This is a genomic window from Geoanaerobacter pelophilus (assembly GCF_018476885.1).
GTDB classification, from domain to species: domain Bacteria; phylum Desulfobacterota; class Desulfuromonadia; order Geobacterales; family DSM-12255; genus Geoanaerobacter; species Geoanaerobacter pelophilus.
Genome location: NZ_JAHCVJ010000002.1, coordinates 22,474 through 44,987 on the forward strand (window position 1 = coordinate 22,474; position 22,514 = coordinate 44,987).

Below are 22,514 nucleotides of genomic sequence, written 5' to 3' on the forward strand. Positions count from 1 at the left end.
ACAAAAGATTTAAGGTAAGAGTGAATAAAAGCTGGGCAACTTATTAAATGACTGAACAACACAGTCAAAGAATTGATCATTTCAAAAATGGAGATTTCGGCATTTCTACTTTCAGTGATCCCTGCTGTGGGGACAACCCATAGACAAACTGCCAATCACTGTATTTGGTCTTGCCCTCGAACGCCTTGTAATCCTCAGAAAACCCTGACTGTTTCAAAGGAGCCTCATCACTCTTGCTTTTTACACCGATAACGCCGGTAAAGGGTTTACTTTTACCGGTGCTATCTTTAACTGGACCGTTAATGACTTCCCAATCTTTACCGGTCACAGGATCAATGTAGAGCTGCCTAAGCCACCGCGTTGTTGTCAGCTCGCGCGGGTCCTTGAGCAGGTCTTTCAACTCACGGAGTCCTGTCGGAGGGTGTCTCGTCCCGCCACTTCCGTTTTTGGGATCATCGTAGTACCGCGTGATGGCAGCCCTGATCTGTGATCCCCTGAAAAACAGCTCTTCCTCTCGCTCTCGCTTCATAAGAGCGGTCCAGCTCTGACCGACCATGCCCAGCATTATCCCCATGATCATAATTGCGAACAGTGCGGCCAGGTAGGTAAATCCCCCGCAATATTTACGGGTAAAATAGGACATTACTTCCTCTTGAGAGCTTCCCGCGCCGCACCAGCAAGATCGTCAGCGGTAAGCTCAAAATATTTGAGCAATTCTTCCGCCTTTCCTGAGGTGCCGAAACGGTCCTTGACCCCCAGGCGGTGAACAGGAACCGGGCAATGCTCGGATAACAGCTCAGCAACAGCGCCCCCCAGACCGCCGATAATCGAATGCTCTTCGGCAGTTATTATCAACTGGGTCTCTTTGGCCGCCTTGACCAGAATATCTTGGTCAAGAGGCTTGACGGTCCCGATATGAACGACTCTGGCCGAGATGCCCTCTGACTTAAGTGCCTCTGCAGCCTTCACCGCAGCCGAAGTCATCAAACCGGTCGTCACAAAGGTCAGATCACTGCCGGTAACCAGTTCACTCCCTTTGCCAATAGCAAAGGAATAGTCTTTCGGGAAAACAGTCGGAACCTTGTTGCGCCCGAGTCGGACATATACCGGCCCCTTGTAATCAGCAATGGCCTTAATGGCGGCCTTTGTTTCTACGCCGTCTGCAGGGACGATCACCGTCATGTTAGGGATTGCCCGCATAATTGCGATATCTTCCACCGACTGATGCGACCCACCGTCTTCACCGACAGTCACACCACCGTGCGTTGCAACGACTTTCACGTTTGCTTTCGGGTAGGCAACTGACTGGCGAATCTGCTCCCAAGCTCTGCCGGAAGCAAAAATAGCAAAGGTTGAAACAAAAGGAATCTTGCCAATTGCAGCTAGCCCGGCAGCAGTGACAACCATATTTGCCTCGGCAATCCCCATATTGAAAAAACGGTCCGGAAATTTTTTGCCAAATACAGCTGTTTTAGTCGATCCGGAAAGGTCGGCATCCAGAACCACTATTCGTTCATTGTCCTGCCCGAGTTCGGCAAGAACCTCTCCGTAGGCATCCCTGGTGGCCATCATATCGCTCATATTGATAAACATCCTTTCAATTAACGTGGAAAAAAGCGGCGTTCCAACCGACGGTAACCAGGGCTCGCTACAGATTGCACTGTTCACCGAGGCACTCAAGTGCCCTCGGCAGCTCGTCATCGCTAGGAGTCACACCATGGTAAGACGCCTTGTTTTCGAAGAAAGACACTCCTTTGCCCTTTACTGTCCGGGCAACAATCACTGTCGGCTTTCCGGTCAGGCTCTTTGCCTGCTCAAAGGCATCTATGATGGCTCCGATATCGTGACCATCGATTTCAATAGTGTGCCAGCCAAAAGCACGGAATTTGTCAGCAATCGGTGCGACCGCCATTACACGATCGACCTCACCATCAATTTGCAACCCGTTGGCATCTACTATTGCGCACAGGTTGTCCAACTTGTAATGGGCGGCAGCCATTGCAGCTTCCCATACCTGCCCTTCCTGCAGCTCACCATCACCCAGAACGGCGTAGACGTGATTAGGTTTACCGTCGAGCTTAAGCCCCATTGCCATACCGTTGGCTAATGAAAGCCCCTGGCCCAAAGATCCTGTGCACACCTCTACACCTGGGGTAACCTTGCTGTCCGGGTGACCCTGGAGATGACTCCCCAGGCGACGGAGCATCATCAAATCTTCTTTTGGGAAATAACCCGCCTCGGCAAGGGCAACGTACTGCGCCGGAGCGGCATGCCCTTTACTCAAAACAAAGCGGTCACGGCCATCCCACTGAGGATTTGCAGAGTCATGGCGCATGGTGTGAAAATAAAGAACCGTGATAATGTCGATTGCCGACAGAGAACCACCGGTATGGCCAGACTGGGATTTGTGCAGGGTCTTGATTATGGAAACACGCAGAGAGCGCGCCTTATCCTCAAGTTTTGCAATGGTTTCTTTCACGGGGAAACAGTCCTTTCTTGAGAAATCTTATTTTTGAGGTATTGCAACAAATCCTTGAGGGGGGATAGCATGGCATCCATGGCCAACCGCTTATCCCTTGAGAGTTGCTATCCGATCGTCAAATTCTCCATTTTTTAGACTGCGAAGCATCTCCTTGTGCTGATCCTTCATCAGATCCTCAACCACCTTGTCCAGGTGATCAATCTTAATTATGTCGGCATAGCTGGTTTTTTTCGATGCCAGAATTGTCCCTTCGCAGTAAAGCAAGGTCGTAATCTGGGGGTTGGCTGTACCGCTGTCCTCAGTCTGCACGTGATAGACAACGCCTTTATACATGACATTATGATTAAACCCTACGACCATAGCTTTATACCATCCGCCTATACAGTCCGCCAAATCGCGTAGGGGCTAACGTATCATACCCACAGCACAGTTGCAATATTCTAAAACCGATCAGGGGTTTGCCAGCAACTCCTTAATTCTTGATACGGCCTCCATGGCATCCCTGGCGTAGAGATCGGCACCGATGCTATCAGCATACTCCTGGGTAACCACCGCCCCGCCAACCATAGAAAAGGTTTTGACCCCAGCGGACTTCAAGCGTTCGATCACATGTTCCATTTCAGACATAGTCGTGGTCATAAGTGCCGAGAGCCCCACGGCATCAACCTTGAGCTCCGTAGCCTGTTGCACGATCCGCTCTGCAGGGACATTCTTGCCAAGATCGATCACCTCGAAGCCATGGTTTTCGAGCAGAGTGCAGACGATGTTCTTACCGATATCGTGAATATCGCCCTCTACCGTAGCCATCAGAATCCGCCCTTTGCTCTCCATTGCGACGCCGTGCATTGCCTGCTTGAGGCGGGCAAAAGCCGCCTGCATGGTTTCTGCAGAGCGCATTACCTGGGGAAGAAAAACCTGATTCTTTTCGAATCGTCTCCCTACCTCTTCAAGGCCGGGCAGCAACCCTTCGTTGCTCACCTGTATGGGACTGAGACCATCAGCAAGCGCTTCCTCAACAAGCGAAACGATCTGGTCGCGATCGCCATCAATAATTGCCGATGCCAGACGTCCACGAACATCCGCTGGCAAGGCAGCAGCGGCTATCGGTTGCACCGCATTCGCAAGCCCCTTGTATGCCTCGATATATGCCGACGAATTTTCGTCCCGATTCAGCAGCACCATTGCCGAGCGGAAGGCATCCATCATCTGGCATTCCTTCGGGTTTATGATGGCTGCATCAAGCCCTGCAGCCATTGCCATTGCAAAGAATACAGAAGAGATTACCGGTCGTGACGGCAGGCCGAACGAGATATTGCTTACCCCCAGAACCGTATTAACACCCAGGGTCTCCTTTACCATACGCAAGGCCCGGAGGGTTTCCATAGCCCGCTTCTGCTCGGCGCTTACTGTCAGGGTCAGGGAATCAATCATAATGTTTTTACGTGGTATCCCGGCCTCGGCTGCAGCGTGCACGATCCTGCCGGCAACCGCCAGCCGGTCTTCGGCTGTTTCCGGGATGCCCTGCTCATCGAGAGCGAGCCCAATGACTGCAGCCCCGTATTTCTTGACAAGAGGAAGCACCCGGGCAAGACTCTTCGCCTCTCCGGAAACCGAATTCACCAGAACCTTGCCTTCAGCGGCCTTGAGCCCGGCTTCGAGCGCCTCAGGGCTGGATGAATCAAGAACCAGAGGGGTCTGAACAGCTCCGCTCAGGCAGAATACTGCCCTCTCCATGGCAGCCGCCTCATCAATGCCTGGAGTTCCGACATTGACGTCCAGCAGGGTCGCGCCGGCCAAAACCTGCTCAGATGCCTCCTTGCGAATATAGGAGACCTTACCCTCGCGGAGTTCGGCAGCAAACCCCTTTTTGCCGGTGGGATTGATCCGCTCACCGATGACAGCAACCTGATTACCTCCGCCGACTGGGACAAAACCGGTCCGACTCGACAGAAACGTCACTCCTTTGGTCGCGCTGGTCCGGCAAAAACTCTGGGCCTTATCCTGCAGGGCATCACGCATCGCCTTGATGTGAGCAGGGGTTGTCCCGCAGCAGCCGCCGATGATCCTTACACCAAGAGTCAAAAAGCGTTCATGGTAGAAAGTCATCTCCTCAGGAGAGGCAGGGAACAGGGTAACGCCGTCTTTGAGCTGCGGCAGTCCAGCATTTGCCTGGGCGATAAGCGGGAGATCCGTGACCCGGCGCATGGCAGCAAGGATTTCATAAATCCCTTCAACGCCCAGCCCGCAGTTCGAACCGATGATATCTGCGCCAACCGCTTCCAGGGTTATTGCTGCGGCCTCAGGCGAGCTTCCCAGTACGCTCCGGCCATTATCATCAAAGGTCATCATGGCAATAATCGGAATGGTCGCAGAAACCTCGCGTATAGCAATAACCGCAGCGCGAAGCTCCTTTATATCAAGGAAGGTCTCCAGTGTTACCAGATCGGCGCCAGCCTCGATCAAAACTGACGCCTGTTCGTGGAAAACGTCCTTCATCTGGTCGAAGGACATGTCGCCTACCGGCTCGACAAAACGTCCGGTAGGCCCCATCGACGCTGCGACATAAGCGCTATCCCCGGCCACCTTCCGGGCAATCTGTACTGCAGCCTGATTGATCTCAGCAAGGCGGTCACAAAGCCCGTAGTGAGACAGTTTTTCGCGGCTCCCCCCGAATGTGTTGGTTACCAGGACATCCGCGCCAGCCTCAAGGTATTCGCGGTGAACGGCAGCAACAACTTCCGGCATTACAAGATTCATCTCTTCCGGAGACTGTCCTGGCTTCAGTCCCCTTTCCTGGAGCATGGTTCCCATGGCTCCGTCCAGAACGAGAACCCTGTCATTAATCGCCTTGAGCAGTGAAGGCTTCATGGCTGCCTCCTTTGAGGTGTCGGTGTAACAGCTGGATAGTCAACCTTCTTTTCGTAAGTGTAATCAGGATCAAGGGGTTCGCGAAGGTCAAGGTGCCCCTTCAGGGTCTCCAACGGTTTCCCGTCTACCAGAAACCTGACTTTCTTAACCTGGGCAAGATTAAAAGCCAGCGAGTCAACCACAGAATAAACTGCAGACATTTCGGCTTCAGACCCTGCAACCAGCCCTTCCTGCAACTCTCTGCTAAAATCAATGGTCAGCGTGCCCCCGGAGAGACTGACCCCATGAAACATGGTGGTTTCCGGCAATGTCGGCGAGAGATCACCGATAGGCCCGTTGATGAGCTCACTCAGAATATCCTCAGAGCACTCTTCCACGCCTGAGCATGGTTCAACCACTCGGGACTCCCTCAACAGCCCACCACCTTCCGGTGCAGCAAAAAAGAGCGTCACCGTCTTAACTCCCTGTTCAGGGGCAGACTGGGGAGGCGGTTGCTTGGGCAGGGGCTCCCGACCCGCATATTTCCTGAGGAACAGGCCTCCCAGAATGACCGCCAGGATAATGATCCCGACGAGTACCGACGTGCTGACTTTCCTCGGTGCCCTATTCTCCGTCATCGCCGCCATCTCCCACTTGAATTGCCTGCTCAAGGTTTACCTGATAAACATCCCCCAGGTCCCCCCCCAGAAAACGGTTGCCGACCCTGATGAACCCGGCAGGAACATCGGTGACAAAGTAGTGGTGATTCCCTTTTTCCGCAACTGGCCGGAGAAGGTCATGATCAGCCAGGATCCCGGCCACGGTACGTGCCGTCTCTTCGGCGGAATCAACCAGTACGACATCGCTCCCCATAACCTCTTCTATAACCCCTTTCAGCAAGGGATAATGGGTACAGCCCAAAACCAGGGTATCAACGCCATCTTCCCGCAACCCTTCAAGGTAACTCCGGGCGGTCAACCTGGCGACCTCGTTATCAACCCAGCCTTCTTCAGCAAGCGGCACAAAAAGAGGACAGGCGCGCGTAACCACCTGGACATCTGAGGAAAGCCTTTTGATTGCCTTTGTATAGGCACTGCTCTTGACCGTCCCTTCAGTGCCGATAACCGCAACCTTCCCCGTCTTGGTCACCGAGACGGCACGCCTTGCCCCAGGCTCAATAACACCAACTATCGGTATGGAGAAGGCCTCATTGAGCGAGTCGAGCGCCACGGCAGATGCGGTGTTGCAGGCCACCACCAGAAGCTTTATATCACGCCCCACCAGGAATTCGGTAATCTGGCGAGCATATCTGATCACGGTCTCCGGAGACTTGGTCCCATAAGGAACCCTGGCAGTATCCCCAAGATATATGGTGTCTTCCTGCGGCAAAGCCTTCACAATCTCCTTAAGGACTGTAAGCCCGCCGACACCCGAATCGAAAATTCCGATTGCCTTCCACGACATGCTTTATCTGTCTCCCCAACACACTGAAAATCAACCGATTGCCGCGAAAAATAAAATAGAAATCATATGATAGCTCCAGAATCAAGTCAAGGCATTTACAAAACATACAAATATGCTACTCTTGCGTGAATATCAGGCTAAAAGCATGGATATATAAATCGATACGCCCCCCACAGTATTGGAGGCTCAATGGAAAAAGAGGAATTACTGAGAAAAACCGAGCAGGCAGTCTCGCCGTTCGAGACCGAAAATATCGTAAACTTCATCAAAGACCTGACATTTAAATCTGCCATGGAGAATCCGTGGATAATCGGCTTTTTCATGGTTATTTTCTTTTACGCTGTAATAAAACGATCCAAGCCGGTACTGCTCTTCCTTTTCGCCGCCATAGCAATCATGTTCCTCGTACGCTTTACCTTGCAAGGAGCAGAAGGTAATGAACTGACACTAAGTTCAACCCTTCCTTTTGCCTTCGGTGGACTGGCGATCGGCGGAGTGCTTATCTACTTCAGCTTTATCAAGGGTGACTGACAACAATTTTTCAGGAGTGATTGATGAAATTAAGAAAACAAGACTGGATTTTCATCGGTATTGCCGCGGTGGTGCTGGCAATATTCCTAGCAATTTCGGGAGAGGAAAAGACCCACAAGGTCCCCTTGGACGATAAACACAAACCGTTTTACGAAATTGTCAAACAGAGCGGCAAAATGGAAGCTGACAAGGGTTGCCCTACCTGTCACAACGAACAGGGCGGCGTCCCTTTTCCGCCAAAGCATCCGTTAAAACCCAAAGACGGCCCGATGAGGTGCCTCTTCTGCCATAAGCTGCAGAAAAAGTGAGCTCCCCTTCAGGGGTTATAGTCAGCCATGACAACATTAAACCTGACCGGTGCACTGGATAGACTGGTTGTCGATATAGTTGCAAAAACAGACGAACTGTCGCACATCTGCCCCTCAAAGCTTATGATCTGCCTTTCTGCAACCCGTAGCGGAGGGATCCATGGCGTCTATGCCAAGATCCACCCCTTGCGGTTTGCTGGCGGAGCATTGACACGTCAGGTGCGCCGCGGCAGAAAGACCTACACCTGCTGCCACGAGCCACTTGATTACAAGGGAGAGGAGATGCTGTACGTCATTTACTTCCTCTTCCCCCGGTTTTTCGACCTGCCGTTTCGCGAAAAGCTGATCACCATCTTCCATGAGCTCTACCACATATCGCCGGAATTTGACGGGGACATCCGCCGCTTCCCTGGCAGAAACTATGCTCATGGCAGCTCTACCCGCAAATTCAATGAATTTATGGGAACCTTGGCCGACCGCTACCTGGAACAGATGTCTGACCAAGAGCTTGTTGATTTCCTTAAAGTCGACGTCTCGTTACTGCGCACCAGGCATAGGGCGCTTGTCGGCAGAAAGCTCAAGGCTCCCAGAATCAGAATTGCCGCAAATTGAAGAGCTACAGATCCCCAGTGAGCTCCTGCAACAGGTAGAGCTTGGGGTTCACCCCTCGAACCACTTCAATGATCTCGGCAAACCTGGCAGCATCCACCCCCTCTTCCTGGTCAACTCCCTGAAAGAACGGGAACCCCTTGGGGAGCGGTGAGTAGGAGCCGTTACGCAATAGCGAGACATCCACCATATCATTGACCCTGCCACCCATTTCCCACGGATCCCGGTAGTTAAACTGCCGCGCAACTATCTGCAGCCCCATGCCGTTTGCGAAAACCGCCTTGACCTCGAAGGAGAAATCACGCGGCGCCCCATAGCTGTCGCTCCGACCGGACCGCGCTGCCACCTGGGCACCTGCCAGCTCAAGCATTTCCTTAATACTCTCAGCAGTCATAGCCGTAACATCGGTCATCGGGTCATGCCTCCATTCTCAATACCACACCCCACGGCACCGGCTGCTCCCCATCTGAGGTCAATACCCACAACGTCGGGAAATCCATCTTTTCCGGGGCTTCGCCAAAACCGTCAGTCAGGTAAATTATTGCTGCTGGCAGCGGACTCATTGTCTTGGCATATTCAAAGACCGGCCTCAGATCGGTAAAGCCGCCACCATGATAACTTACTGCATGCAGATTCTCGCCGCTGAAACTCTCCACCCGCTGGATGCGGCTATTGGCATAGAGCACCGTAATCCGGGTATCTCTGCCGGCCGCGATATTCATAAGCTCTTTGGCAAAGCTCTCGCGTAGTTCCAGGATATTGGTCGAGTCACTGACATCGACACCAACCAGCAGGTTCAACCGGTGTCGTTTCCGGGTGCCTGGAACGTTGTGCTGGAATCTCCGATGCTCCCTCTGCCAGGTTGACCGCCTCCCTACACGCCCGGCGGTTGCCACAAACTGCCGCAATATCTGGCGCCAAGGGATTGCCGACGGCCGCAACAGACTATCGACCAGCGACCGAATCTCCGGCGGCACCTCGCCATCGCACTTATTCCGGGCTTCACGGGTTATGTTCCGTACCATCTCTTCAGCCAGACGCAACGGGGTGCTGTCGCTCTCCTCCCAGCAGGCATGATCATCCGCAGTGCCACAGTTATGCAAGTGCTCACCGAGGTCTTCAGGCCCGGTCCCGCTGCCGCTATCCGCGGCAGCGTCCCCAAGCCCCTCCCCAGACAGATTGCCGATATCAAACTTCGGCACCAGCAAGGAATAGTACTCCTCTGCGGCCAGACCGTCAGCTACCTTGAAATCTGCCGGCATCACCGACCCGCCAGGCATCCCGGAAATGGTCTGATTGATGGCCAGGTCGCAGCAGATGTCCCAACAATGGCGATTCCGTTCCTTCCGTCTCGCCATATGAAGGTGGAGCAGGTGTTTGACACAATGTTCCAGCAGTGCCTCCTGGGCAGAAGGGAGCAGGTCGTCAAAGCCCTGCTCGTTCACGCAAAGCAGCGGAGAACCGTCGCGAATCGTTACCCCTAGCGGCTGCGCTGCCGTTACTGGGACCCGGTGCAGATTGAGGATAAACTCCCCATAGAACGGCCGCTCCTTTAGGAGCCGCACAATGGCATTTTCCAGGGTACGCAACGTCACCACTCCACCTGAGTTATAGCTGTGGATTTAATCAGCTTGCCGACGAAAGTATCCAGTGTAACATATCCTTTTGTGGCCGGCATACAATAACCAATGAAATGACTGCAATTGGTTAATGGAGAACTGGGATGCACCATGTACAAAAAGAGCGGATCACCACCCTGAACCAGGCTGCTCACGGCACAGGTCCGGTTATTTACTGGATGAGCCGCGACCAGAGAGTTTCCGACAACTGGGCACTCTTGCATGCCCAGCAACTTGCCGTTGAAAGACGGGTGCCGTTGGCCGTTGTTTTTACACTATCACCGGCATTCCTCGGCGCCACTTTGCGCCAGTATGCCTTCATGCTCCGGGGGCTGGCAGATACCGCCCGGTCTCTGCGAGAGCTGGAGATCCCGTTATTTCTTTTGCGCGGTGCCCCGGTCGCAGAAATAGCAAGCTTCGTATCTAAGCATAGAGCCGGTACCTTGGTAACTGATTTTGATCCATTACGCATAAAAGCGGGATGGAGAAAGCATGTCGCCAGAGAACTGAATATTGCCGTGCACGAGGTTGATGCGCACAACATTGTCCCTTGCCACCACCTCTCGCAAAAACAAGAGTACGGCGCCTACACCCTGCGCCCCAAGCTACTCAAGCTGTTAGCCGAGTTTCTCACAGATTTCCCGCCGATAATACGCCATCCCTTTGCCTGGCCTGATCCTCCCGAGCCATTCGAGCCCCTGTCGGTTATTGGCGAACTGCCTGTTGACCGGTCGGTGGCGGAAATAGCTTTGCCCCCAGGAGCAGCTGCGGCCAAGAACAGGCTGCTCTCATTTATTGAAAACGGCCTCGGACAGTACAACACCTTGCGCAACGACCCCTGCTGCGACGGTCAGTCCGGCCTTTCCCCTTATCTCCACTTTGGCCAGCTGGCACCGCAACGGGCAGCTCTCGCAGCTGCCGGAGTGCCGAAAGCAGAGGAGTTCCTTGAAGAGTTGATCATAAGGCGGGAGCTTTCCGACAATTTCTGTTGCTACAACAATTCCTATGACCAGGTTGCCGGCTTCCCGGCCTGGGCCCGGAAATCTCTCGACCTCCATCGAAGCGACCCGAGAGCATACTGCTACTCACCGGAGCAGTTCGAGGCCGGGGTCACGCATGATCCGCTCTGGAACGCAGCCCAGCACGAAATGGTCATAACTGGGCGTATGCATGGCTACCTGAGAATGTACTGGGCAAAAAAGATCCTTGAATGGAGCCCGTCGGCTGAAGATGCCATGAAGGTAGCCATAGCGCTCAACGATCGCTACCAGCTGGATGGCCGCGATCCGAACGGCTATACCGGTATAGCCTGGAGCATCGGCGGTGTCCATGACCGGGCCTGGGGCGAACGCCCGATATTCGGTAAAATCCGCTACATGAGCAATGCGGGTTGCAAGCGAAAGTTCGACGTGGCCTCCTATATCGCACGCATAGAACGACTTTAATTCATCCAGGCACAGATCATATTGACTTTTCCCTAAAAAACGAGACAATCTATTAACAACAATTAATTATATACTAACCATCCCGCCCATATGAGGTGCCTGGATGCGCGATGTACTCCTGAAAACCCGGCTGACACCACTGACCATTGCTCTCATCTTCTATGTATCCGGCATTACCTGGATCCTTCTTGCCAACTTCATCCCGGACCAGATCCCGCGAGTTTCTCCTCATATAATCCGCGATGCCGACCAGTTCGGGCGCTGGCTGTTTGTCACCTTGACCTCAGGCATGATCTTTTACCTGGTCAGCAAGAGCGAAGCTGCCATTAAGCGGCGTAAAGACTCACTCAGCAACCTTAATCGGGCGCTCAAGTGCTACAGTTCCTGTAATCAGGCGATGATCCGCGCGACAGACGAGTTCCAGCTTATGAGCGAAGTCTGCCGCACCTGCGTCGAGATCGGGGGATATCGGGTCGCCTGGGTCGGGGTAGCTGAAGATGATGATGATAAATCCATACGTCCCGTGGCTCAGTGGGGCGATGAGCGAGGCTATCTGACGAAACTGAAGGCGAGCTGGGGCGAAGTTGATCATGGCAGAGGCCCTACCGGCACAGCCATCAGAAACGGCAAATCAGTGGTGGTTCAGCAGATCATTTACGACCCGATGTGGGAACTCTGGAGAGAGGAAGCCGTCAATCATGGCTTTGCAGCATCACTCTCTCTCCCCCTGACTGCAAACGGCAAGGCTTTCGGTGCCCTGGTAATCTTTGCAGGGAATCAGGGGGCATTCAACAATCGAGAGATTTCACTGCTCGAAGAGCTGGCAGAAGACCTTTCCTACGGAATCGCGTCGCTCCGCACCAAGAATGACGGCGAAAAATCGGAAAAAGAGCGCATGCTGCTGGCCTCGGTTATTCAGCAATCCAACGACGGCATCATTATTGTCGACGATACTGGCATTGTCAGGTATGCCAACCCGGCCATTGCATCAATAACCGGACTGGCTCCGGAGCTGATGCTCGGCAGTCCGATCTCCCAACTGCAAAACGTGGAGATCGACAGAGCGTTCTATGAATGGCTCTGGGGCAATATGCAGAAAAAATATCCAATAACCAAGCACTTCTACGAATCTTCAAACACTGATGACAGCATGGAACTGGATTGTTCTTTCTGGACCATTTCGTCACCTGACGGCAATTCAGCAAGCCATGTCGTTCTAATCAGGAATGTCACCGGAGAACAGCGCCTAGAACGGCAGTTAAGACAGGCCCAGAGGATGGAGGCCCTTGCCACTCTTGCCGGCGGCATTGCCCATGACTTCAACAACAGCCTCGCCTCTATTATCACCTGCGCAGAACTAGCCAGGGATGATCTGCAAGAAGACTCGCCACTGGCAGAATTGCTCGATGTGATACTAAAATCCGGACAGCGTGGCCGTAACCTGGTCAAACAGATCATGACCTTTTGCCGCAGAACCGAGCAGGACCGCCAGCCCCTTCAGGTGCAAGGGATTATTCAGGAATGTGTCAAGCTACTCAGGGCCTCAATCCATAGCAATATCGAAATCCGGGAATCGATATGCAGTTCGCCGCCATTGATAATGGCTGACCCGACCCAGCTTCATCAGATCATCATGAACCTCTGCACTAATTCGGTGCAGGCAATGAAAGACCTGAAAGGGGAGATTTTGCTCAGCCTGGATGAGGTCGAGATTAACGAGGAGACTGCTGAACGGCTTACCGGTCTTACTCCGGGGCCGCACATTATGCTGACGGTAAAGGACAGCGGCTGCGGCATTGACGACCAGACCATCGAGAGGATATTTGACCCGTTCTTCACCACCAAAGCCCCATCGGAAGGCACTGGCCTCGGGCTATCCGTGGTTCATGGCATTGTCAAAAGCTACGGAGGCACCATCGCCGTTGAAAGCGAACCAGGGGTTGGCACCAGATTTCGGGTATTTCTCCCCTGCACCCACACTGCTCAAGAAAGTCAGCCACGTAAAACAGAAAGCAGCCTGGCTGCAAACGCCGAGCGGATCCTTTTCGTCGATGATGAAGAGGATGTGGTATTTACCGGGCGCAAAATGCTCGAACGTCTGGGATATTTGGTTGATGCGCACAGCGACAGCTTGCGCGCCCTTGAAGCGTTTCGACTGAAACCGACAGAGTACGACCTGATCATCACCGACCAATGCATGCCACGGATGACCGGAATCGAACTGGCCCGGGAAATTACCGATATTCGCAACGATATCCCCATTGTGCTCTGCACTGGGGATCTGACTGGAGGCAGGGAAGAAAACGATCAATACTCTACCCCTGCGTTCATTCAGGAAATTGCCTATAAGCCCCTTGAACGTAACGAAATGTCCAGTCTTATCCGCCGCGCCCTGGATAGCGCCCGTTGAGGTAACAAACCATGTCCCGCGTGCTTGTGATTGATGACGATGAGAGTATCTGCCTTACCCTGCTCCATGTGGCAAAACGGGCCGGGCATGAGGCCTGTTACGCCCTGACGCTGGCTCAGGGGTGGAACCTTGCCGCTTCCGGCGAATTCGACCTTGTCTTCCTTGACGTGCGGCTCACTGATGGCAACGGCCTGGATCTGTTGCCGAAAATCAACACGCTCCCCGGCTCGCCGGAGGTCATCATAATTACCGGCTTCGGCGACTCTGAAGGGGCTGAACTGGCGATCAGAAACGGTGCATGGGACTATATCGAAAAGGGCGACTCGGCAAAAGCCTTCTCGCTGTCACTCTCCCGGGCACTTGAATACCGGGAACAAAAATTGTCAGCGCTTAAAGGTTCCACTGTTGTCTCACTTAAACGTGATGCGATAATCGGCACCAGCCCCAGGCTGAAGGAATCCCTGGATCTGGTGGCAAAGGCCTCCTGTTCTGAGGCAGCGGTCCTGATCACTGGCGAAACCGGTACCGGCAAGGAGTTGTTTGCCCGGGCCGTGCATGAAAACAGCCGCCGGTCTTCAGCCCGATTCGTCGTGGTGGATTGCGCGGCAATGCCGGAAAACCTGGTAGAGAGCATGCTCTTTGGCCATGAAAAAGGGGCCTTTACCGGAGCTGACCATTCCCGGGAGGGGCTGATCAGAACCGCAGACAGGGGTACCCTGTTTCTTGACGAGGTTGGCGAACTACCGCTAAGCATTCAGAAGGCATTTCTCCGCGTCCTGCAGGAACACAGATTCCGCCCGGTTGGCAGTTCAACCGAGTTGTCCAGCGATTTCAGAGTGGTTGCCGCTACCAACCGCAACCTTGATACAATGGTTACTGCTGGATCCTTCAGACAGGACCTGCTTTACCGGCTCAGGGGATTTGAAATACATCTGCCGCCGCTCCGGGAAAGGCTCGATGACATCAGAGATCTAGTGCGTTCTTTTGTCGACAGGTTCTGCGAAGCTTATGGCATACCGGCAAAAGGACTGGCCCCGGAGCTCATCCAACTGCTGCAATCATTGCAATGGCCCGGCAATGTCCGGCAGCTGGCAACTGTTATGGAGCAGGCGGTGGTGGCTGCCGGCCTTGAACCGGTACTGTTTTCCCGGCACTTGCCTGCCGAAATCAGGATAGAGGCGGCCTGTTCGTCGCTTAAAACAGAAAAACCCCACCCAGCACTGCCCGGCCAAGAGTCTTCAGCCTTTGACTGCTCAGTTATTCCGCCGCTCCATGAATTCCGTGAAACCATCTACAATGAAGCCGAGCGCAAGTACCTCCTGAATCTCATGGGCCAGGCACAGCACGATATCAGTGAGGCATGCCGCGTTTCCGGTCTTTCCCAGTCACGCCTTTACGCCCTCCTGAAGAAACAGCATCTCACCTCCCACTGACCGCAGAGTCCGGTTTCCTGCAGAGCAGGAATTTCCTGCTTTTCAGGAAACGCCTCTTTCTGCCCGGCAGCGCAACCAATCACCATAACACTCCAATTTTATTAATATTACCCCATAAAATCCGTTACTGCTTCAATTCCTGAAAAACAGGAGTTGCCCCTCGCCCACAACACTCCGCAAAAATGCCCTGGTTCATTTTACACAGTAATTTCGAGATGTTAACAATTAATTAACCATTATTAATCATATGGCACTCCGGTTGCTCTACCCATGACAGAGGTTCAGAAAACAAAGGAGGTAAAAGCCATGAAAGATACAGGGGAAAAACCATGGGGCGAAGTTGCGGCAAACGGGCTGATCATTGCCATGGTCATTGTCGGGACCATGCTCTTCGTCAACATCCCGGACGCAACGAGAGGGGAAGGATTGATGTCCAAGCTCTTCATCGGGTTTCTTGGGGCAATCATAACAGTCCAGATCATCCCAGCGCTGGTCATGATCGCAGCAATGGTCAAGGGAGTTGCCGGCAGTGCCAAGCGCCTGGGAAAGCACTCTGCCGTTCCGGAAGCCGGACCGGAAAAATAACCTCTGCAGACCGATTGGAGAAAGGGCCATGAGCGCGAGAGGAATTCTTATAGCAGACGGCGACACCAGGCAGCGGTCTGAAATGGCGGAATACTTCTCCCGACAGGGATATCAGGTTGAAACAACCAATTCAGCGGTGCATGCCTTTTGTACCATTTTGCAGAAGAAAACACCGGTGCTCCTTCTGGGGTCGGATTTCGACCAGAAGATGTCATCCGCTGAAATGGTCAACCTGCTTAAGATGTGCAACAGGCAGCTCGCCATCATCCTGGTCTCGGAACAGATGCTGCTCCCCCAGGCCGTAAAAATCCGCGAAGGAGGGATTTTTTACCAGGCTCTGCGCCCCGAATCCATGGATGATCGCAAGGAGATTCGCCAGGCTGTTGAGTGCGCCTTTGACAAGATCAACCGGACCAGTCGCAGAGACAAGCCGGTTAACAGGTCGCAGAAAAAGGAGGAGTTATCATGAAACGGTTCGCTATCACATTAGGAGTTATCTGGCTGATGCTACCGGCGGCACCATACCTTTACGCGGCAGGCGGTGGCCGTGAGGATGATGGAGGCCTCTTCCTGTGGCTGTTCGTCGGCCTCTGTGCCCTCATCGTTGTCCTGCAGTTACTACCGGCATTCATGCGGCTGATCGGGCTCGCAAAGGAAACTAAGGTTGAAACGCCGCTACCGGAACGACACGACAAGTGAGGCAATGCTGGCAGAACGAAACATCAGGGAGGGAGCTATCGTGAAAGCAGCAATCCATTACATAGTAACCATGGCACTGTCGTTGGCGATGAGCCTGCCACTCTTCGTTTATCACACGCAGGCCGCCCAAGGTCCGGGCTTTGCCTTCGGCACCATTGACAAAAACAACACCTGCCTCGGCTGTCACAGCAGCATGACGGCTGTCGGCAAAAACAACTACATCGACCCGATGAAGTTCTCCCGCTCTACCCACGCCAGGATTGGCTGCAGCACCTGTCACGACGCCATTGGCAGTAAGCACCCTGACGGATTCCAAAGCAAGGTGAGCACCGGATGCCTCGACTGCCATAAAGATATCGGCGCTGAATACGTCAACAGCGATCATGTCAGGAACGCCTCCTGTACTAGCTGCCATAACCCCCATACCGTGCTCACCCTTTCGGAAATCAGCAGTGAAGAGGTGCGCAGACAGTGCTCCGGTTGTCACAAGCAGGAAATCATGTGGTCACGACACTCCAGATGGCTGCCGCAATCCGAGCTGCACCTGGAAACCATCCCCTGCATAACCTGCCATACCGAGAGCAGGGAACTGGTTGTCACCATATCGATTATCAGGAAACACCAAGCTGCGGGAGAAACCCGGATCGAACCGGTGTCGCATGCTGCTCTCAAGAAACTGGTGCAGGGTGGCGACATCAGGAGAATAATTGACAGAAACGGCGACCAGAGCGTTTCCATCGACGAATTGAAGGCGTTCAATAAAAATCCGCTGTACGGCGAATACTGCCTGGCTGGGGTCATGACCCCGTCCAAGATCAGTCACTCATTCAAAATCATCAACAACCGCTGGGACTGCACCTATTGCCATGCCAAAGGACCGGGCGCTGTGAAGTCATCGAGCATTGCCCTGCCTATGGATGACGGCTCAGTAACCAGCATCCCGGTGGAAAAAGGGGCCATTCTTGAGTCGCTAAACAGCATCCCCGACATGTATCTCATGGGGTCGAGCCGTAACGAGTATATGAACAAGATCGGGCTGGCCATCCTCGGTGCCGGCATGATAATGCCGGTCGGGCATGGGGTTCTGCGATTTTTGACCCGCCGGAACCGCAATGGAAAGGAGCACTAGCCATGTCAAAGATCAAGATCTATCTCCAGCCGACACCGGTCCGTATCTGGCACTGGATCAATGCAACCGGCTTCATTGCCCTCATCCTCAGCGGCATCCAGATCCGTTTCCCGGAATATGTGAACCTGTTCGGCAGCTACAAGGCAGCCATCTCTCTGCACAATGCAGCAGGGCTGGTGGTGGCGGTATCGTTCTCTCTCTGGTTCTTCTATTACAAGATGGTTGCAGGCACCATCCTCAAGCTCTATATGCCAAACAGCGAAGACCTGCGCCACGGTCTGCTCAGACAGGGAATCTTCTACTTCTTTAAATACTTCAAAGGGGAGCCCAATCCTCACCACACCACCCCTGACAACAAATTTAACCCGCTGCAGAAATCGGCATATCTTGCCGTCATGTTCATTCTGGTACCGATGGTCAGCCTGACCGGGCTGCTGATCATGAATGTCACCCCGCTCCGCGATCTGGTGGTGATTGCCGGCGGGTTGAAGATCCTTGCCAACCTCCATTTCCTCTTTGCCTGCTCTCTGTGCGCATTCCTGTTCACCCATGTGTACCTGGCCACTCTCGGCCATACGCCGCTGGAGCATTTCAAGCCGATGTGGACCGGATGGGAAGAGATCGACGAAGAGAAAGCAGAAGGCCAGGCAGCAGAGCTAGGCAAAGTGGAACCAGGCAGATAAGTGAGCACTGAACAAGGAGGGACGCCATGAACGCCATAAGATCGACTCAAAGCAAAGAGACAACCGGGGCAGCTGCAGATGGCGTGAACTTTGTCCACGATCCGGCACTCAGGAAGCAAGGGATCATGAAAAGTATCGAATCAGTCCAGCTCCATACCCGTAAAGGGTTATGGGGGCTGCTGAGTTTTCTCTTTGCCAGCACAGTCGCTTGGATTCTGGCGGATTATCAACTATTTGCCCCACTGGAGCCGGGGATGCTGCAGTTGCTGGAACCGAAAACCTTCCTGGCAATGATCGACATGATATTTGCCGTATCAACCATCAGCGACATCATCCTCATCGGCGGGCGGTTGAACGACGGCTCCAAGCCGGACAGGATCTGGATTCACGTAGGTTTCAGGGCTGTCTTCTACCTGTTCTACCTGCTGGGGGGGCTGCTGCCGCTGCGGTTCTTCGTGGTCTTCACCGCCGGAATCCTGGTCATAGGCTTTGAACAGGCGGTGCTCTATCTCTATGAAGCAAGAACCATCAGGGAAGAGCAGCAGATGCTGAGCGCCATGGGGCGCTAATAAAAGCAACGGGTTCCATGCCCTGCGGGTCCTCCGTGGGGCATATTCTTTCCTGTTGTTTTGACCTGAATCAAAGCCAGCGCGACCCAGGTCGGCTATTGTCAAAACCACGCTGTTTCTTGCCTTGCGAAAACTTCTGTTTAAACTATCTACCGTGGAGAAAATAGCCAATGCGACTTCCAGCCCTCGCCCCATACGGCCTGATTTTGACCCTTGCGTTGCTGGCACCAATTACAGCGGCTGCAGCACCGGCAATAACCTGCCACTGTTTCAAAGACCGCACCTACGATCCGGCGCACCCAGCCATTGCCGATCCCTACTTCCTGGCGAATGCCCAAAACTCCCTCTTCGCCGCCATATTCAATGTCGACAAAAAAGGGATTGTCGTGAAAAAGCAGCTGGGGACATCCTCCGACGATCTCTGGATCGCCTACTGGCTGACAATGAAAAGCGGTAAGCCGGCAGAGTCGTTACTGCAAAGCAGGGGGGCCAAAGAGAGCTGGCGAGACGTGGTGGAAGCTGCCCGGATCCCGGCAAAATCCCTTGGGAGCGAATTCTCTGCAGCTCTGAAAAGCAATCTGCAGGACTTCAGGCTTGCCGAACTCGTGGTGAATGGCCTCATTGTGGAACACCGGCTGTTATCCGGCCCCGATCTGGCGGCTATCCGCAAGGCAGGGGCAACCAACCAGGAGCTGGTTATTGCCATCCTGCTGGCGGCAAAGACCAAACAACCGGCAATGTCGCACTATCGTGCGGTCAAGAGCGGAGGGAAAAGCTGGGGGGCGCTTCTCAATAGCGCCGGGATCGCGCCGGCAGATATCCAGGGAGAGATTACCGCCCTGCTCGCAGCAAAGCGTTAGCTTGACCGACATTAAATGCCACGAATATTGTCATAACATCAGGCTTCCGAGCTGATCCCCCTGATCGCCTCCAGCACCACGCCGTCGTAACGGTCCTGGGCCAGCAACGCCGCCACCGCTGGGATCTTCAGCAGCGACTTGACCAGGGCGAAGCGGAGATCTCTGGGCAGGATATCGATATAAGCAATCAGGTGTTCTTCACGGGGCTGCTCCAGATCAAGCCCGTCTCGCAACAGTTCCACCAAGCTGTTCATGGTGGCAGCCTGCAGGTCGTCCCGCTGTTCCCGGACCTGATCGGCAACCTTTGGCCAACTATCGAGCAGTTCAAGGGCAGTTATAGGCCGGTGGCGGTTTTCGGCACACCAGCGTAGGAATGCTATCGCGGCCTCATGTCCCACCACTCCGGCGCAGACCTCGGTTGCCAGCTCCTGGGTGAAGCGACACTGCTCGCGAATCCTGCTGACCATCTCCCATCCCCGTTCCGAAGGCTCGGCCAGCATCTCCATCGGGTTGCCGGACTTGGCAAGAAACCCCGGGTTGACTGCCATGAACTGCTGCACCTCAGCATCAAGACCCCGGGAGCGGGCATAGCGGGCCCAGCAACTGTAGTCGGTCTCCACATAAAGCATTACCATCCTGTCGATCAGCGCCCGATCCAGTGGCGCCACCTGATAGGTGCCATCCGGCGGGTTGATGGTCACTACCACCCGGTGCCGGTGATGCAGCTTGTGCGTATGCAGCGCCCGCTGCTGCCCCTCGTTGGGAGGTTCGACAAACTGGAAGATAGCCTGCAGGGTATCCTCCTGCTGAGCGCGGTTCAGTTCATCGCAATGGATCAGGGTCGGCGGATCGTCGTCTGCAGGCCACCAGGAGGGGCGGGACCAGTGCATCACCCCGCCTTCGCGGTACGGAATCCCCACCAGGTCGCCGACCTCCATCTGCCCCAGCCGCAGCGGCACATAGCGGTAGTTGATCTCCCGGCATATCTGAATAATCCCGGCGGTCTTCCCCACCCCTCGATGGCCGACCACGCACGGGGTCAGGTCGGTCTTGGTCAGCATCTCCCTGAGCACCGCCTTCATCTGTTCGACATTCATATCGCTCTCCCGGATAGCAGTAAAACGTTACGTTAAGAAGTAAGCCACTTGATCGCGGCTCAGTCAACCATTTTCACCGCTTCACAACAGTAGTTCGCTGGTGTACTATTCAATGAGATTCGGACAGGGGGATTTAATGGCCAAAGGATACAACGCCAACCAGGAGCGACTGGCCGAAATAAACTCATTCGGGAAAAATCTAGCCAAGCGTGCCGGATTTGCCTGCGAATGGTGCGGCGGTAAAGATGAGCTGCGGCCATGGGACTACAACCCGAAGGCAGAGCTTGACGAGTCAGGGCTGGCCCTGCTGTGCAGCCGCTGCCGGGAGCTGGCAGCCGGAATCAAAGGGAGTGAAAACGAGCTACGCTCCATCCGAAACGCCCTCTGGAGCGATGTCCCGGCCATTGCCATAGGCGCGGCCCGGGTGCTGGCCCGCTGCAAAGAGCCATGGGTAAGGGAAGCGATCGAAGAGAGCCTGATTGACGATGCCATAAAGCAAGAGATCCTCTCCGGCCGATGAACCACGCCATCTACGGATTCATAGCCGGTTTCAGCAACCGGCACCAACTGGCAAAGATTCTACGCAACTCCCCCAGACGCCAGGAAACCCACAATGTGAAACCGGAAGCCCTTAAAGCAAGCGGTGCGACCGTGCTGGCCCTCGATTTTGACGGGGTGCTGGCCCCCCATGGCAGAACCGAACCGCTGCCTGAGGCAACAGCATGGCTCGTCGGCTGTTGTGCGGTATTCGGCGAAGAGCGCGTGTTCATCCTGTCCAACAAACCGACTCGCGAACGGAGCGCCTGGTTCAAAGCGCATTTCCCAGGTATCCGCTTCATCTCCGGGGTCAGGAAAAAGCCTTATCCTGACGGACTGTTCAAGGTCATCGAGCTGTCAGCCTCACCTCCTGCCGAGATCGTCCTGCTCGATGATCGCCTGCTGACCGGGGTTCTTGCGACCTGTCTCGCCGGCACCAGTATTGCCTACATCAATAAACCCTATACGGATTTCGGCAGCAACCCTCTGGCAGAAACCTTTTTTGCAACCCTGCGCATCATCGAGCAGACACTGATACGCATGGTTCCGATCACCAATAATGAAAGGAGTAACAGATGAAGATAGCATGTCTGCTTGGCAGCCCCAGATCAGGCTCCTGTAGTGCGGCAATTGCCGGGGAATTCGTAAAGGCGGCAGTCGAGCTCGGTGCAACCGCCGAAACATTCACCCTCAACAGCCTTAATTATCGCGGCTGCCAAGGGTGCTACGCCTGCAAAAAGACCCTGGACCACTGCATCCTTCAGGACGACCTGACCAAGGTGCTGGACAGCGTTAAAGAAGCGGATATTCTGGTCATGGCCTCGCCTGTTTACTATGGCGATATCACTGCCCAGACAAAAGGTTTCTTTGACCGGACCTTCTCCTATCTCAAGCCGGATTACATCACCAATGCGGCGCCGAGTCGACTGGCGCCTGAAAAAAAGATGGTCATGGTCCAGACCCAGGGGCAGCCGGACCAGAAGATGTTTAGCGACATCTTCAGCCGTTACCGGATGTTTCTCGATTGGACCGGTTATAAGGATTGCCGGCTGATCCGCGCCTGTGGCCTGTCTCCGGACAGCACTGCAGAGACGCTGGCCCCGTTTCTTCAGGAGGCAAGAGCGCTTGCCGGAGAAATGCTCACCCCCTGACCATCGGCACAAAAAAACCGGCATTGCCGTAAAGCAATGCCGGTTGGTAACATCAG

25 protein-coding genes and 1 pseudogene are annotated in these 22,514 nt (G+C 54.2%); 16 read left to right on the forward strand and 10 right to left on the reverse strand.

The window, feature by feature from the left end; genetic code table 11:
• Positions 1 to 76 precede the first annotated feature (76 nt).
• From KI809_RS05425 to murI, 7 genes and pseudogenes are all read right to left on the reverse strand, one after another.
• Complete coding sequence (locus tag KI809_RS05425; RefSeq protein ID WP_214170531.1) at positions 77 to 643, reverse strand: type II secretion system protein; 567 nt, start codon at positions 641 to 643, stop codon at positions 77 to 79.
• Positions 643 to 1,581, reverse strand: a complete 939-nt coding sequence (locus KI809_RS05430) for a transketolase family protein (RefSeq protein ID WP_214170532.1) — start codon at positions 1,579 to 1,581, stop codon at positions 643 to 645. The genes KI809_RS05425 and KI809_RS05430 overlap by 1 nt, the downstream gene beginning before the upstream one ends.
• A gap of 67 nt (positions 1,582 to 1,648) precedes the next feature.
• Complete coding sequence (locus tag KI809_RS05435) at positions 1,649 to 2,479, reverse strand: transketolase (protein ID WP_214170533.1); 831 nt, start codon at positions 2,477 to 2,479, stop codon at positions 1,649 to 1,651.
• Positions 2,480 to 2,587: 108 nt separating this feature from the next.
• A pseudogene (locus tag KI809_RS05440) lies at positions 2,588 to 2,842 on the reverse strand (RomY N-terminal domain-containing regulatory protein); the annotation flags it as partial.
• Positions 2,843 to 2,932: 90 nt separating this feature from the next.
• Positions 2,933 to 5,350, reverse strand: a complete 2,418-nt coding sequence (locus KI809_RS05445; RefSeq protein WP_214170534.1) for a homocysteine S-methyltransferase family protein — start codon at positions 5,348 to 5,350, stop codon at positions 2,933 to 2,935.
• Positions 5,347 to 5,967, reverse strand: coding sequence for a GerMN domain-containing protein (locus KI809_RS05450; RefSeq protein WP_214170535.1), 621 nt, complete (start codon positions 5,965 to 5,967; stop codon positions 5,347 to 5,349). The genes KI809_RS05445 and KI809_RS05450 overlap by 4 nt, the downstream gene beginning before the upstream one ends.
• Positions 5,954 to 6,793: a glutamate racemase gene (gene murI, locus KI809_RS05455; protein WP_214170536.1), complete on the reverse strand. Its 840-nt coding sequence runs from the start codon at positions 6,791 to 6,793 to the stop codon at positions 5,954 to 5,956. Before murI ends, KI809_RS05450 begins: the two co-directional genes overlap by 14 nt.
• A gap of 189 nt (positions 6,794 to 6,982) precedes the next feature.
• Between murI and KI809_RS05460 the strand changes: the two genes are divergently transcribed.
• From KI809_RS05460 to KI809_RS05470, 3 genes are read left to right on the forward strand one after another with little or no spacing between them, the layout of a single operon-like run.
• Positions 6,983 to 7,324, forward strand: coding sequence for a hypothetical protein (locus tag KI809_RS05460; RefSeq protein ID WP_214170537.1), 342 nt, complete (start codon positions 6,983 to 6,985; stop codon positions 7,322 to 7,324).
• A 23-nt stretch (positions 7,325 to 7,347) separates the two neighbouring features.
• The gene (locus KI809_RS05465; protein ID WP_214170538.1) at positions 7,348 to 7,632 is read left to right on the forward strand and encodes a cytochrome C; all 285 of its coding nucleotides are present in this window, start codon (positions 7,348 to 7,350) and stop codon (positions 7,630 to 7,632) included.
• Between the two features lie 27 nt (positions 7,633 to 7,659).
• Positions 7,660 to 8,244, forward strand: coding sequence for a putative metallopeptidase (locus KI809_RS05470; RefSeq protein ID WP_214170539.1), 585 nt, complete (start codon positions 7,660 to 7,662; stop codon positions 8,242 to 8,244).
• A 4-nt stretch (positions 8,245 to 8,248) separates the two neighbouring features.
• On the opposite strand, the gene KI809_RS05475 is transcribed toward KI809_RS05470, so the two are convergent.
• Together KI809_RS05475 and KI809_RS05480 are read right to left on the reverse strand one after the other, a co-directional pair.
• A complete protein-coding gene (locus KI809_RS05475) occupies positions 8,249 to 8,653 on the reverse strand; it encodes a hypothetical protein (protein ID WP_214170540.1) in 405 nt (134 codons plus the stop codon).
• A gap of 4 nt (positions 8,654 to 8,657) precedes the next feature.
• On the reverse strand, positions 8,658 to 9,836 hold the full coding sequence (locus KI809_RS05480) for a vWA domain-containing protein (RefSeq protein WP_214170541.1): 1,179 nt from the start codon (positions 9,834 to 9,836) through the stop codon (positions 8,658 to 8,660).
• Between the two features lie 128 nt (positions 9,837 to 9,964).
• Here KI809_RS05480 and KI809_RS05485 point away from each other — a divergent pair, with 128 nt between their 5' ends.
• The 10 genes from KI809_RS05485 to KI809_RS05530 all read left to right on the forward strand — a co-directional run bounded on the left by KI809_RS05485 (position 9,965) and on the right by KI809_RS05530 (position 19,673).
• Positions 9,965 to 11,305, forward strand: a complete 1,341-nt coding sequence (locus KI809_RS05485; protein WP_214170542.1) for a deoxyribodipyrimidine photo-lyase — start codon at positions 9,965 to 9,967, stop codon at positions 11,303 to 11,305.
• Positions 11,306 to 11,408: 103 nt separating this feature from the next.
• Complete coding sequence (locus tag KI809_RS05490) at positions 11,409 to 13,715, forward strand: hybrid sensor histidine kinase/response regulator (protein ID WP_214170543.1); 2,307 nt, start codon at positions 11,409 to 11,411, stop codon at positions 13,713 to 13,715.
• Positions 13,716 to 13,726: 11 nt separating this feature from the next.
• A complete protein-coding gene (locus KI809_RS05495) occupies positions 13,727 to 15,148 on the forward strand; it encodes a sigma-54-dependent transcriptional regulator (protein ID WP_214170544.1) in 1,422 nt (473 codons plus the stop codon).
• A 306-nt stretch (positions 15,149 to 15,454) separates the two neighbouring features.
• Positions 15,455 to 15,733 (forward strand): hypothetical protein, encoded by a 279-nt coding sequence (locus tag KI809_RS05500; RefSeq protein ID WP_214170545.1) that lies wholly within the window; start codon positions 15,455 to 15,457, stop codon positions 15,731 to 15,733.
• Positions 15,734 to 15,761: 28 nt separating this feature from the next.
• Positions 15,762 to 16,202 carry a DNA-binding transcriptional response regulator gene (locus KI809_RS05505; protein ID WP_214170546.1) on the forward strand — a complete coding sequence of 147 codons (441 nt, stop codon included), beginning with the start codon at positions 15,762 to 15,764 and terminating at the stop codon, positions 16,200 to 16,202.
• On the forward strand, positions 16,199 to 16,432 hold the full coding sequence (locus tag KI809_RS05510; protein ID WP_214170547.1) for a hypothetical protein: 234 nt from the start codon (positions 16,199 to 16,201) through the stop codon (positions 16,430 to 16,432). Before KI809_RS05505 ends, KI809_RS05510 begins: the two co-directional genes overlap by 4 nt.
• Complete coding sequence (locus tag KI809_RS05515; protein ID WP_214170548.1) at positions 16,398 to 17,561, forward strand: cytochrome c3 family protein; 1,164 nt, start codon at positions 16,398 to 16,400, stop codon at positions 17,559 to 17,561. Before KI809_RS05510 ends, KI809_RS05515 begins: the two co-directional genes overlap by 35 nt.
• Before the next feature lie 2 nt (positions 17,562 to 17,563).
• Complete coding sequence (locus KI809_RS05520; protein ID WP_214170549.1) at positions 17,564 to 18,244, forward strand: cytochrome b/b6 domain-containing protein; 681 nt, start codon at positions 17,564 to 17,566, stop codon at positions 18,242 to 18,244.
• Between the two features lie 26 nt (positions 18,245 to 18,270).
• The gene (locus KI809_RS05525) at positions 18,271 to 18,813 is read left to right on the forward strand and encodes a hypothetical protein (RefSeq protein WP_214170550.1); all 543 of its coding nucleotides are present in this window, start codon (positions 18,271 to 18,273) and stop codon (positions 18,811 to 18,813) included.
• A gap of 170 nt (positions 18,814 to 18,983) precedes the next feature.
• Positions 18,984 to 19,673: a hypothetical protein gene (locus tag KI809_RS05530; protein ID WP_214170551.1), complete on the forward strand. Its 690-nt coding sequence runs from the start codon at positions 18,984 to 18,986 to the stop codon at positions 19,671 to 19,673.
• 38 nt (positions 19,674 to 19,711) lie between these two features.
• On the opposite strand, the gene KI809_RS05535 is transcribed toward KI809_RS05530, so the two are convergent.
• Positions 19,712 to 20,770 carry a P-loop NTPase family protein gene (locus KI809_RS05535; RefSeq protein ID WP_214170552.1) on the reverse strand — a complete coding sequence of 353 codons (1,059 nt, stop codon included), beginning with the start codon at positions 20,768 to 20,770 and terminating at the stop codon, positions 19,712 to 19,714.
• Between the two features lie 136 nt (positions 20,771 to 20,906).
• On the opposite strand from KI809_RS05535, the gene KI809_RS05540 reads away from it, so the two are divergent.
• The 3 genes from KI809_RS05540 to KI809_RS05550 are packed head-to-tail and all read left to right on the forward strand — an operon-like array spanning position 20,907 to position 22,458.
• Positions 20,907 to 21,290 carry a hypothetical protein gene (locus tag KI809_RS05540; RefSeq protein WP_214170553.1) on the forward strand — a complete coding sequence of 128 codons (384 nt, stop codon included), beginning with the start codon at positions 20,907 to 20,909 and terminating at the stop codon, positions 21,288 to 21,290.
• Complete coding sequence (locus KI809_RS05545; RefSeq protein WP_246559256.1) at positions 21,287 to 21,886, forward strand: hypothetical protein; 600 nt, start codon at positions 21,287 to 21,289, stop codon at positions 21,884 to 21,886. Before KI809_RS05540 ends, KI809_RS05545 begins: the two co-directional genes overlap by 4 nt.
• Entirely contained in the window at positions 21,883 to 22,458 is a 576-nt protein-coding gene (locus tag KI809_RS05550; protein ID WP_214170554.1) for a flavodoxin family protein, read from the forward strand. Before KI809_RS05545 ends, KI809_RS05550 begins: the two co-directional genes overlap by 4 nt.
• Positions 22,459 to 22,514: the final 56 nt, after the last annotated feature.

Excerpts from the sequence above, each read along its gene's own strand:
- KI809_RS05550 (WP_214170554.1), top strand. The coding sequence starts at position 21,883 with ATGAAGATAGCATGTCTGCTTGGCAGCCCCAGATCAGGCTCCTGTAGT.
- KI809_RS05490 (WP_214170543.1), top strand. The coding sequence starts at position 11,409 with ATGCGCGATGTACTCCTGAAAACCCGGCTGACACCACTGACCATTGCT.
- KI809_RS05445 (WP_214170534.1), bottom strand. The coding sequence starts at position 5,350 with ATGAAGCCTTCACTGCTCAAGGCGATTAATGACAGGGTTCTCGTTCTG.
- murI (WP_214170536.1), bottom strand. The coding sequence starts at position 6,793 with ATGTCGTGGAAGGCAATCGGAATTTTCGATTCGGGTGTCGGCGGGCTT.
- KI809_RS05545 (WP_246559256.1), top strand. The coding sequence starts at position 21,287 with ATGAACCACGCCATCTACGGATTCATAGCCGGTTTCAGCAACCGGCAC.
- KI809_RS05425 (WP_214170531.1), bottom strand. The coding sequence starts at position 643 with ATGTCCTATTTTACCCGTAAATATTGCGGGGGATTTACCTACCTGGCC.
- KI809_RS05470 (WP_214170539.1), top strand. The coding sequence starts at position 7,660 with ATGACAACATTAAACCTGACCGGTGCACTGGATAGACTGGTTGTCGAT.
- KI809_RS05485 (WP_214170542.1), top strand. The coding sequence starts at position 9,965 with ATGCACCATGTACAAAAAGAGCGGATCACCACCCTGAACCAGGCTGCT.
- KI809_RS05495 (WP_214170544.1), top strand. The coding sequence starts at position 13,727 with ATGTCCCGCGTGCTTGTGATTGATGACGATGAGAGTATCTGCCTTACC.
- KI809_RS05510 (WP_214170547.1), top strand. The coding sequence starts at position 16,199 with ATGAAACGGTTCGCTATCACATTAGGAGTTATCTGGCTGATGCTACCG.
- KI809_RS05475 (WP_214170540.1), bottom strand. The coding sequence starts at position 8,653 with ATGACCGATGTTACGGCTATGACTGCTGAGAGTATTAAGGAAATGCTT.
- KI809_RS05505 (WP_214170546.1), top strand. The coding sequence starts at position 15,762 with ATGAGCGCGAGAGGAATTCTTATAGCAGACGGCGACACCAGGCAGCGG.
- KI809_RS05465 (WP_214170538.1), top strand. The coding sequence starts at position 7,348 with ATGAAATTAAGAAAACAAGACTGGATTTTCATCGGTATTGCCGCGGTG.
- KI809_RS05430 (WP_214170532.1), bottom strand. The coding sequence starts at position 1,581 with ATGAGCGATATGATGGCCACCAGGGATGCCTACGGAGAGGTTCTTGCC.
- KI809_RS05520 (WP_214170549.1), top strand. The coding sequence starts at position 17,564 with ATGTCAAAGATCAAGATCTATCTCCAGCCGACACCGGTCCGTATCTGG.
- KI809_RS05525 (WP_214170550.1), top strand. The coding sequence starts at position 18,271 with ATGAACGCCATAAGATCGACTCAAAGCAAAGAGACAACCGGGGCAGCT.
- KI809_RS05500 (WP_214170545.1), top strand. The coding sequence starts at position 15,455 with ATGAAAGATACAGGGGAAAAACCATGGGGCGAAGTTGCGGCAAACGGG.
- KI809_RS05460 (WP_214170537.1), top strand. The coding sequence starts at position 6,983 with ATGGAAAAAGAGGAATTACTGAGAAAAACCGAGCAGGCAGTCTCGCCG.
- KI809_RS05535 (WP_214170552.1), bottom strand. The coding sequence starts at position 20,770 with ATGAATGTCGAACAGATGAAGGCGGTGCTCAGGGAGATGCTGACCAAG.
- KI809_RS05530 (WP_214170551.1), top strand. The coding sequence starts at position 18,984 with ATGCGACTTCCAGCCCTCGCCCCATACGGCCTGATTTTGACCCTTGCG.
- KI809_RS05450 (WP_214170535.1), bottom strand. The coding sequence starts at position 5,967 with ATGACGGAGAATAGGGCACCGAGGAAAGTCAGCACGTCGGTACTCGTC.
- KI809_RS05540 (WP_214170553.1), top strand. The coding sequence starts at position 20,907 with ATGGCCAAAGGATACAACGCCAACCAGGAGCGACTGGCCGAAATAAAC.